5 protein-coding genes are annotated in these 11,560 nt (G+C 38.1%); 4 read left to right on the forward strand and 1 reads right to left on the reverse strand.

What is annotated here, in order from left to right:
- Positions 1-243: 243 nt before the first annotated feature.
- Positions 244-534, reverse strand: a complete 291-nt coding sequence (locus tag B0E34_RS04550) for a helix-turn-helix domain-containing protein (RefSeq protein ID WP_076390807.1) — start codon at positions 532-534, stop codon at positions 244-246.
- 185 nt (positions 535-719) lie between these two features.
- On the opposite strand from B0E34_RS04550, the gene ccoN reads away from it, so the two are divergent.
- The 4 genes from ccoN to tamL all read left to right on the forward strand — a co-directional run bounded on the left by ccoN (position 720) and on the right by tamL (position 11,560).
- The gene (gene ccoN / locus B0E34_RS04555) at positions 720-2,999 is read left to right on the forward strand and encodes a cytochrome-c oxidase, cbb3-type subunit I (RefSeq protein ID WP_087707233.1); all 2,280 of its coding nucleotides are present in this window, start codon (positions 720-722) and stop codon (positions 2,997-2,999) included.
- A gap of 16 nt (positions 3,000-3,015) precedes the next feature.
- On the forward strand, positions 3,016-3,903 hold the full coding sequence (locus B0E34_RS04560; RefSeq protein ID WP_076390805.1) for a cbb3-type cytochrome c oxidase N-terminal domain-containing protein: 888 nt from the start codon (positions 3,016-3,018) through the stop codon (positions 3,901-3,903).
- 295 nt (positions 3,904-4,198) lie between these two features.
- Positions 4,199-9,232, forward strand: coding sequence for a translocation/assembly module TamB domain-containing protein (locus tag B0E34_RS04565; RefSeq protein ID WP_087707236.1), 5,034 nt, complete (start codon positions 4,199-4,201; stop codon positions 9,230-9,232).
- Positions 9,233-11,560, forward strand: coding sequence for a translocation and assembly module lipoprotein TamL (gene tamL / locus B0E34_RS04570; protein WP_087707239.1), 2,328 nt, complete (start codon positions 9,233-9,235; stop codon positions 11,558-11,560).

Genomic DNA, 11,560 nt, shown 5'->3' on the forward strand with positions numbered 1-11,560 from the left:
CCTTCTTTTTCTTCAAATTTCACAATATCAAAATAATCCACTAAGTATGGTGGAAGCAAAAACTTTAGTAATTCTTGATCGTTTAGCATTATACAAAGATAAAACTACTTAACATTCCTCCCCAACTTTTGAGACTGATCCGTTATTTTTAATAAATTTTTATTTTCTCCGTTTTTAATTTGTTTTAAAAATAAAAGACTGCCTCAAAAAAAGCAGCCTTTCCGATTTTATATCTAACAATATTTATAAATATTCTTTAGGAACTTCAATTCCGTTCTTTTTCATATATTCTACCAGATCATTATACTTATCCTCAAAACCATTACCGCATTTATCTGAAATACTGCAAATATCAGAAGGTTTAATTTCTAAAATATCAGAAATTTTGGTAAGGATTTCCAGATTAATCTTCACTTTGGAATTTTCGATATCAGAATAGGCTTTCTGAGAAATTCCCATCTCAAAAGCCATATATTCCTGAGTAAAATCCTTACTCCGTCTTATTTTCCTGATATTTTGTCCGCATATTTTCATCTCTCTTGGTTTTAGTAGTTTTCGGTATATTTTAGAAGTATATCTATTAGACTTACACAAAGTTAGTAAATACCTTTGTCAAAACATTATTACACTACATGATATTTAAATATTACCTTAAAATTTGTTTGTAGAATTAGGCTTTAATAGAAAAATATCAACTTCAGTACAACACAATAGGAATTATGGAGACGCAAAAATTTAATTATGACAATAATATTGTCAGAGCATTCCTCTATGCTACAATCGCATTCGGTTTGGTGGGTTTTTTACTCGGGCTTACTGCTGCGCTGATGCTTTTTTATCCTGAGCTTCCGGAATTTTTATTCGGAACCGATGATACAACGATTAAAAGTTTAGTATCTGGAAATATTCAGGGACTTATTAATACTCAGGGAGCTTTAGGTTTCGGGAGAATCAGAATGCTGCATACGAGTGCTGTAATTTTCGCTTTCGTCTGTAATTCCTTTTTCTGCGGTGCATATTACAGTATGCAGAGACTTCTTAAAACAAGAATGTACAGCGACACCTTATCATGGATTCATTTCTGGACATGGCAGATCATGATTGTTTCTGTGGTTATTACTTTCCTTATGGGAATCAACACCTCAAAAGAATACGCAGAACACGAATGGCCGATTGATATTTTAATTACCATTTCGTGGGTGATTTTCGGGATCAATATGTTCGGAACCATTGCCAAAAGAAGAGTGCGACACCTTTATGTAGCCATCTGGTTTTATATGGGAACTTGGCTTGCCGTAGCAATGCTTCATATCTTCAATAATCTTGAAGTTCCGTTGTCTTTCACCACATGGAAATCTTATTCCATCTACGCAGGAGCTAAAGACGCTTTGGTTCAGTGGTGGTACGGTCATAATGCGGTAGCGTTCGTACTCACAACTCCGGTTTTGGGTTTAATGTATTATTTCTTACCAAAAGCGGCAGACCGACCTGTATTTTCATACAAATTATCAATCATTCACTTCTGGTCTCTGATCTTCGTTTACCTTTGGGCAGGACCACACCATTTACAATACACGGCGCTTCCGGCTTGGGCACAGGCGGTGGGAACAGGTTTCTCCATCATGCTGATCGCTCCGTCTTGGGGAGGAATGCTGAACGGATTATTAACCTTAAGAGGAGCATGGGATAAAGTAAGAGAAAATCCTATCTTAAAATTCTTCGTTGTTGCGGTAACATGCTACGGAATGGCAACCTTTGAAGGTCCTCTTTTAGCAACAAAATCTTTAAATAAAATTGGTCACTATACAGACTGGGTAATCGGACACGTACACATCGGAGCATTAGGATGGAATGGTTTCATGGCTTTCGGTATCGTTTATTATCTGATTCCGGTGATGTGGAGAACACAGCTTTGGTCCAGAAAATTAGCCAACTTGCATTTCTGGCTGGGAACTTTAGGAATTATTTTCTACGCCGTTCCGATGTATATTTCAGGATTTACTCAGGGATTAATGTGGAAACAGTTCAATCCGGACGGAACTTTAGTTTGGAAAAACTGGCTGGATACCGTAACTGCAATTATTCCTTACTATAAAATGAGATTCTTAGGAGGTCTGTTCTATATTTCAGGAGCCATTTTAATGGTGGTGAATGTTATCAAAACCGTCAGAGCAGGATCTTTCCAGAAAAACGTTCCGGCAGAAGCTCCGGCACTGGCAAACATCGGATCTGCAAGAAAAGAAGGCGAAGGAATTCACTTATGGATCGAAAGAACTCCAAAAATTATGGCAATATTAGCTTTCATAACCGTAGCCATTGGAGGTTTGGTAGAAATTATCCCGACATTAACCTTAAAACAGAGTGTTCCTACCATTACCGCAGTAAAACCTTACTCACCATTGGAACTGGAAGGAAGAGATTTATACATCCGCGAAGGCTGTAACGCCTGTCACTCACAGATGATCCGCCCTTTCCGTGATGAGATTGTAAGATTTGAAGGCAAAAACGGACAGTATTCCAAAGCAGGAGAATTTGTTTACGACAGACCATTCCTTTGGGGATCTAAAAGAACAGGACCGGATCTGCAGAGAGAAGGTGGAAGAAACCCGGATTCATGGCACTTCAAACACATGTATAATCCAAGAATTACCTCAGCAGGTTCTATTATGCCACGTTTCCCTTGGCTGATCAGCAATACACTAGACAGAACAAAGACGGTAGACAAGATGAAATTAATGAAAAATTACTTTGACGTTCCTTATTCAAAAGCTGAAATAGATTCCGCCGATCAGTGGGCAGACAATCAGGCTGATGCTATCGTAAAAAGAATTTATTCTGAAGCGAAAGATGTGAAAGATCAGGTGGAAAAAGACCGTGCTGCAAAAGGAGCTTCATTCGTTCCGCTGGAAAAAAGAGAAATCGTAGCCATGATTGCTTATCTGCAAAGATTGGGAACAGACATCAAGACCACTCAGATTCAAACTGCAAGTGCAGAATAATTTAAATTAAATTGACATGAAAACAAGAACCCCGATTTCAATCTACATTCTCGTAACAGTAGGTTTAACGATTATGGCGTTCGAAATGTTCGCGCACGATTCAGGATATTTTTCTTCACCTTTTTTCTGGGGATTAATGCTTATTGCCATTATTCTTCTTCTCATCATGAATTCCATCGGAGATTTAATTGAAGGTGAAAATTTTAAGAAATTATCTGACGAAGAAAAAGCAGCCTATATTAAAGATAAAAATACGCCTTACTTTCAGAAACTCTGGAATTCGGCATTCAAAAAGCAGTCTGCAACAGAGGAAAAAGATATTCTTATCGATCACGGATTCGACGGAATTACAGAGCTGGACAATTCTCTTCCGAAATGGTGGATCGGTTTATTCTACTTCGGGTGTATTTTCTGTGCGGTATATCTAATTGCTTTTACCTTCACAGATTATGCGCATCCGGATGCAGAACTGAATGCAGAAACCAAAACAATGCTTGCTTCTATTGCCGAGTTTGAAAAAACCGCACCACAGGTAACACTGGAAACTGCAAAATACAGTGCAGACAACATCGCGGAAGGTCAGGAATTATTTAAAACAAACTGCGTAACCTGCCACGGAGAAAACGGAAAAGGCGGAATTGGTCCTAACCTTACAGACACACACTGGATTAATGTACAACAGAAAAGCCTGTTTAAAAACGTAATCTGGATGCTGGAAAACGGTTCACCTAATAATCCTACGATGAGACCTCTGATTAAAGAAGGAACCATTACAGGAAGAGATGCCGAAAAAATTGCTGCCTATATTTACCATATCAATCAGGAAACCCCTCCTATCACTCCGGCTCAGGGCGGTGCTGCCCCACAAGGCGAACAGGTAAAATGGGAGAACGGAAACGAATAAAAAATAATTATCTCAACACTTAAACCATGCCAAGCCCCCTATCCATACACTAACTAAACATTTTGAATTTTCATTTTTGCTAAACCTTTTCAACAGAAAAATGATTAAGAAGGGGGCTTTTTAAACAATTCAAACCCGAGCCTTGACTGCCATTTTCAACTATTCACTTGACAATAAACTAAACTAAATTCCATAATTGGCAGTCGAGGCAGGGTTTTTGTATTAAGAAAAAGAGTACCACAACATAGTAACAGTACGGTAAGTATTGTTATATTTGTTATAAACCCGATCACTTTTGAAACTGAAAATCAATAAAAGAAAACTCTTAAAGCGTTTTGCAATTACCATTATATCCATACTGGTATTTTTTTCGTTATTAGTACTTAGCTTAAGACTTCCTGTTGTTCAGAACTTTATCAAAGACAAACTGGTTGTTTATCTGGAGAAAAAAATCAAAACAAAAGTTAGTCTCGAAAGAGTCTACGTCGGCTTCCCCAACAGTCTTGTGATGGAAAACCTTTATCTGAAAGGTCAGGATATCGACACCCTTTTGGCGGTAAAAAAACTGGATGTAGGTTTAAATATGCTTAAACTCATCAACTCCACCGCAGACATTACGTCCGTAGATCTGGAAGGAGCAAGAGCCAATGTAGTAAGAAAACCCGACGGAAAATTTAACTTCGATTATATTCTGGATGCTTTTGCAACAAGCGATAAGGAAGAAAGTGCCTCCAAACCGTTCATTATTTCTTTAGATAAAATCAATCTGAAAGACATCGGTGTTACCTTCAACGATCAGCAATCCAGAAATGATATTCAGCTTTACTTTAAATCTTTTGATACTAGAGTAAAAACATTTGATCTTCAGAAGAATTCTTACGCCGTCAACGACATCAATTTAGACGGCTTAAAACTGAAACTGAAGCAGGATCTTGTAGAAGAAGTTTCCAAAAAAGTAGAGAAAAAAGTCGATTCTCTTAATAACAAAAATCCCATGCAGATTGGCTTAAGAGGAATTAAACTCACCAATTTCAACATCGATTACGGAGATGACAATACCAAAACTTTCGCTAAAGTTTTATTTAAAGAACTAAGCACGAAAGTGAATAAACTTGATCTGGAAAACAACACTTACAATGTGGATAATGTGTTTCTTTCCGGAGCCGATATTAACGCCAATTTATATCTTCCTGCGAAAAATGCCAATCCGAAAGCGGAGGAAACTGAAGCTTCAAAACCTTCGGAAAAAGAAAAAGCACTCAGTCTTCTTCTCGGAAAATTTGTTTTAAATGATGTAAAAGTCGCCTACAACAATACCGCAATTGCTCCTACCAAACAGGGAATGGATTTCAATCACCTGAATTTTTCCAAACTCAATCTTGAAGTCAGAAGTTTTAAAATGCAGGACAACACTTTTGCAGGAAACGTAAATTCAGCAGAAATTCAGGAAGCAAGAGGACTGGATATTCAGAAATTCAATACAGATTTTGTGTATAATGATAAACAGGCTTATTTAAAAGATCTTTATCTGCAGACCCCGAAAACCATTCTTCGCGATGAGGTCGTATTAAATTACAATTCAATAGAACAGTTAAGCTCAAATTTAGGAGCCGTACAGATTTCAGCCAACATCAAAGATTCAAAGATCGGATTTTCGGATATTCTGAATATTGTTCCGACCTTAAGAAATACCACGCCTTTCAACAAATATCCCAATACGGTTTTAAATGTTAATGCCAATGTAAAAGGAAGCGTCAATGATTTATTGATTAATAATCTGAAAATTTCAGGTCTCGATCAGCTACGGGTTGCCGCATCCGGAAGAGTGAAGAATGCAATGAATCCGGATCAGTTGTATTATGATCTGAAAATTGCAGAATTATCTTCATCCGCAAAAACCATTTACAATCTGGTTCCCCAAAATACAATTCCGAAAAATATTTCACTGCCTTCCAATTTCAGCATCAAAGGAATCGCAAAAGGAACTACGAAAGTGGTTACAACAGACCTTAACCTCTACTCTACGCTTGGAAATGCTTCCGTTAAGGCAAATGTGGATATGCGCAGAAAAAACAGGGAACTGTATGATGTAAAAGCCAATCTTCAGGGACTTCAGTTGGGAAAAATCATCCAGAATAAAGAAATCGGAGCCATTTCTGCACAAATTTACGCGAAAGGAGAAAGTTTCGATTTTAAAAATGCCAATGCCGATCTTAAAGGTCATGTTGCTTCGGCTGTTTATAAAGGATACCGTTATCAGAACATGAACCTTACCGGAAAAATCCGCCGCGGTGTGTATAACGTTGTTTTAAATTCAAAAGATCCGAATGCGAACATGATGTTAACCGCTTCCGGAGTGTACAACGAAAAAAATCCGACGGTAAAAGTAAACGGAGAAGTCATAAAATTAGACCTCAACAAACTGGGATTCTATAAAGATCCGATGATTCTTGCCGGAAAAATAGACGGAGATTTTTCTAATCTCGATCCCGACAATCTGAATGGTTATCTGAATTTAAAAGACTTCGCTTTTTCGGATACCAAAGAAGTATACCCGATTCAGGAAGTGAATTTAAAAGCGTCTTCAACTGCGGACTCCACCAAAATTATGTTCAATTCCCAGATTGCAGATGTCGAATTAAAAGGAAAATATAAACTGACACAGATTTTCGGTGCTTTGTCAAACACAATTAACCAATATTATCAGTTCCAAAAGCCCGGAAAAGCACAGAAAATTCAGGCAGGACAGTTTTTCACCTTCAATGCAAAAATTAAAAATGATGATCTGATCAGAAAATTTGTTCCGGAACTGAAAAGTTTTGAAACCATTAATTTAAACGGAAATTACGATGCCGATTCTCAGAAAATTGAGATCGACGGACAGATTCCGCAGGTTCTTTACGGTGAAAATTCTATTGAAGATGCCACTATAAAAGTAACTAACGAAAATAATGCTTTGCAATATAATCTTTATGTTGCAGGGCTGAAAAGTTCCAGCTTCGCGCTGAATAAAGTAGGAATTACAGGAGATGTTGCTAATAATATCATCAATTATAACATCACCACAAAAGACCAGAAAGAGGTTACCCAGTTCCTGATTGCCGGAAATGCAAAATCGCTGAACGACATCACAGAAATTTCTCTAAATCCGAATGGTTTAAAATTAAATTATTCTGACTGGACGGTTTCTGAAGGAAATAAAATACAGATCAGCAAAAACGGAATTCTCGCAGACAATTTCAGACTCTCCAACGCGGGAAGCGAAATTGCCTTACAATCCGAAAGCCAGACTGCGAATGCTCCGCTGAATGTTTCTCTGAAGGATTTTAAAATTGAGACCATCACCGAATTAATTAAAAAAGATACAGTTTTGGCAAGAGGAACGATCAACGGAACGGCTCAGCTTAAAAATATTACGAAAAACATGACCTTCACTTCGGATCTTAATGTATCTGATCTGATTGTCTATGGAAATCCTGTCGGAAATCTTGCCGTAAAAGTCAATAATAATGCTCCGAATCTTCTGAATGCGGATATTGCACTTTCCGGAAATAACAACGATGTGAAAATTCTGGGAGATTACAATACTTCTTCCAGCACATTCGATATGAATATGGCGATCAATCAGCTTCAGATGAAATCTGTACAGGGATTCTCGATGAATGCGATTACCAATACGGAAGGATATCTTTCAGGAAATCTGAAGATTACAGGAACAGCATCCAAACCGAATATTTTAGGTAAAGTAAAATTCAATGATGTAGGTTTGGAAATAGCAAAAACAGGAAGTGATTTCAGAAAACTGAATGACGAAATCAGCTTTACCAACCGCGGAATTGAGTTTGATAATTTTAAAATTAAAGATAAAGACGGAAATGCGCTTAGAGTGGACGGACAGATTCTTACACAGACATACAGAGATTTTGCCTTTAATCTTGATGTAGATGCACAGAATTTCAAAGTAGTGAATTCTGAAAAATCCAACGATGCCATTATGTACGGTGTTCTTTCTATTGATGCAGGATTACACATCCGCGGAAATTTAGATTTGCCGAAGGTGGACGGAAGACTGGCTGTTGCAGACAACACCGACTTTACTTTTGTGCTTCCGCAGTCTTCTCCTACGCTTCAGGAAAGAGACGGAATTGTAGAATTTATCGATCAGGATCAGGTTGTTTTAAACAAAACCGTGAAGGCAGATTCTTTAAATTCCCAGAGCAAAATTAAAGGAATGGACGTAAGTGTGAACATCGAAATCAGTAAGAAAGCAAAAATGTCTTTGCTGATTGACAAAGCCAACGGAGATTTTGTTAAACTTCAGGGGGAAGCGGAATTAACGGGCGGAATCGATCCATCGGGGAAAACTACCCTTGTCGGAGTCTATGAAGTGGAATCCGGAAGTTATGAAATGACGGTAAGTGTTCTGAAACGTAAATTTGATATTCAGAAAGGAAGTACGATTACATGGACTGGAGAACCGACAACGGCAAATCTGGATATCACCGCCGTCTATAAAACCGAAGCCGCCCCAATTGATCTTGTGGAACAGCAGATCAGCGGAGAACAGGCTTCTACACTCAATCAGTTTAAGCAGAGAATTCCTTTCAGCACGTTACTGAAAATGAAAGGCGAACTGCTGAAACCTGTAATTACTTTTGATATTACGACAGACGAAAAAAATAACGCAGTTTCTTCCACGGTTACAGATATTGTAGATCAGAAGCTTGTCCAGTTGAGAACTCAGGAATCTGAAATGAATAAACAGGTTTTTGCCCTTCTTCTTCTTAACAGATTTATCGGGGAAAATCCTTTTGAATCCGGAGCGGGGCTTTCGGGAGAAATGCTGGCAAGACAGAGTGTGAGTAAAATTCTTTCCCAACAGTTAAATAATCTTGCCTCGGATCTCATTAAAGGAGTGGATCTTAATTTTGATCTTGAATCTTCTGAAGATTATTCTACAGGATCTAAAAATACGAGAACAGACCTGAATGTAGGGTTAAGTAAAAAATTACTGAACGACCGTCTGAAAGTTTCTGTAGGAAGTAATTTTGCACTGGAAGGAGAAGCCCGACAAAATGAAAACATGACGAATATTGCAGGAGACGTAACGGTGGATTACAGCCTTTCCAGAGACGGAAGATATATGCTTCGCGCATACCGCAAGAACGAATATCAGGTTGCGCTTCAGGGGCAGATCGTGGAAACAGGCGTAGGATTTATCATCACTTTGGATTATGACAAGTTCCGCGATATTTTCCAGAAATCTAAAAACAGAAAGCAGAAGGAATCCAGAAAAAACCAACAAAACCAAGTTGTAGAATTTAAGTAAATGAAAAAAAGTTATCAGACCTATTTTAAATTTTTAATCACCTGCGGAATGGCTTCTGCAACCCTTTCCTGCAGCAATACAAGATTTCTGAAGGAAGGACAGATGCTTTACACGGGTGCGGAAGTGAAGATTGAAAACGACACTTTGCCGAAAAAGGAAAAGAAAGATCTTCAGAGCGCGCTTCAGGATAAGCTGACTCCTAAACCGAACTCTTCATTTTTAGGATTAAGACCTAAACTGTATTTTTATAATATTGCCAAAGAGCCGAAAAAAGAAAAAGGTTTTAATTACTGGCTGAAATATAAAGTGGGAGAAAAACCTGTTTTACTGGGTGATGTAGACCGCGAATTCAATAAAGACATCATTGTTAATTATTCTGAAAACAAAGGATATTTCAATGCAAGAGCTACCTATGACACGGTTGCCAAAAATAAAAAAGCCAAGGTAATTTACACTTTAAAACCGGGAGCAAGATATCTGATCAGCAATGTAAAATTCCAGAAAGATTCTTCACTGGTGAATCAGGAAATCCAGAATCTGAAAGACAACACGCTTTTGAAGCAGGGAAATCCTTTCGATCTGGATGTAATAAAATCTGAAAGAGAGAGAATAGATAACCGACTGAAAGAAAGAGGGTTTTATTATTTCCATCCGGACAATCTCATTGTTCAGGCAGACAGTACAGTAAGCAAAAATCACAAGGTGGAACTGAATGTGAAGCTGAAGGATAATACTCCGGATCTGTCTACGCAACAATTCAGCATTGATAAAGTAATCGTTTTCCCGAATTACAGTATTCAGGATGTGAAACAGGGAAAATATTCGATCCCGATGAACACAGATTCGCTTCAGAAATATGAACACGGCGACATTTATGTTATCGATCCTCAGAATAAATTTAAACCGAAAATTTTCGACAGAGCATTATATTTTAAAAAAGGAGATCTGTACAACAGAACGAATCATAATCTTACGCTGAACAGGCTCATCAGTCTTGGTGTTTTCAAATTTGTGAAAAATGAATTCATTGTTTCTGATTCTTTACAACATAAATTTGACACGTATTATCTTCTGACTCCGAGAGAACTGCAGTCGCTTCGTCTGGAAGCTTTGGGAAGAACCAATTCTGCAAACTACGCCGGAAGTGAAGTGAATCTTAACTGGACCCACCATAATTTTTTCCGTGGCGCCGAACAGTTTAAAGCTTCTGTTTACGGTGCTTTCGACTTCCAGATCGGAGGTCCTGAAAATGCGAAAAATATTTTCAGAACGGGAGCGAATGCGCAACTTTCTATTCCGAGGATTGTTGCGCCTTTCAGATTTAATTCTTCAAGCGCATTTGTTCCGAGAACCAATATTTCGGTAGGCTACGAATTCCAGAACAGAACAGAAGATTATTCCCTCAATACTTTTACGGGATCTTTCGGGTACAATTGGAAAGAAAACGCACGAAAAGAACATGATCTGAAGATTTTTGATATCACGTATGTTTCTCCGGCAAATATTACAGATGCTTATCGAGAGGTTTCTAAAAATAACGATGCTTTAGCCAGAGTGGTAAAACCTCAGTTGATATTCGGACCGATTTATTCCTATACGTATACCAACACGATGCTCCAGAAACCAAATACTTTTTATTATAAAGGAACTTTGGATCTTGCAGGAAATTTAACCGGTTTGATTACAGGAGCGAATGTTGAAAAAGATAAAGAAAGAAAAATTTTCGGAGTTCCGTTCAGTCAGTTTGCCAAAATTGAGAATGATTTCAGGTTCTATCATAAATTCAATGAAAAAACTTCTTTGGCAACAAGGGCTATTGCGGGAGTTGCCTATCCTTATGGAAATTCGGAGTATATTCCTTTTTCCAGACAATTTTTCTCTGGAGGAAGCAACAGTGTGAGAGCCTTCCGCGCAAGAACTTTAGGACCGGGAAGTTTTGATCCGAGAACCATTAAACCCGGCTATTATTTTGATCAGTCGGGAGACGTAAAACTGGAACTGAATGCGGAATACAGAGCCAATCTCTATAAATTTTTAAATGTTGCCTTGTTTGCCGATGCCGGAAATGTATGGCTGATTAATGAAGATTCCCAAAGACCGGGAGCTAAATTTTCCAAAGAATTTTTAAGCGAAATAGCTGTAGGCGCAGGTTTTGGTCTGAGACTTGATTTCTCTATCCTGATCCTGAGACTGGATCTAGCCATGCCATTGCGCGTTCCTTATTATGAAAGGGGCGAAAGATGGACATTTGATAAAATTAATTTCGGAGATTCGAGCTGGAGAAAAGATAATCTTATCCTGAATATCGCCATCGGATATCCTTTCTAA

It is taken from the genome of Chryseobacterium mucoviscidosis (assembly GCF_002177115.1).
GTDB classification, from domain to species: Bacteria; Bacteroidota; Bacteroidia; order Flavobacteriales; family Weeksellaceae; genus Chryseobacterium; species Chryseobacterium mucoviscidosis.

Excerpts from the sequence above, each read along its gene's own strand:
- B0E34_RS04550 (WP_076390807.1), bottom strand. The coding sequence starts at position 534 with ATGAAAATATGCGGACAAAATATCAGGAAAATAAGACGGAGTAAGGAT.
- ccoN (WP_087707233.1), top strand. The coding sequence starts at position 720 with ATGGAGACGCAAAAATTTAATTATGACAATAATATTGTCAGAGCATTC.
- B0E34_RS04560 (WP_076390805.1), top strand. The coding sequence starts at position 3,016 with ATGAAAACAAGAACCCCGATTTCAATCTACATTCTCGTAACAGTAGGT.
- tamL (WP_087707239.1), top strand. The coding sequence starts at position 9,233 with ATGAAAAAAAGTTATCAGACCTATTTTAAATTTTTAATCACCTGCGGA.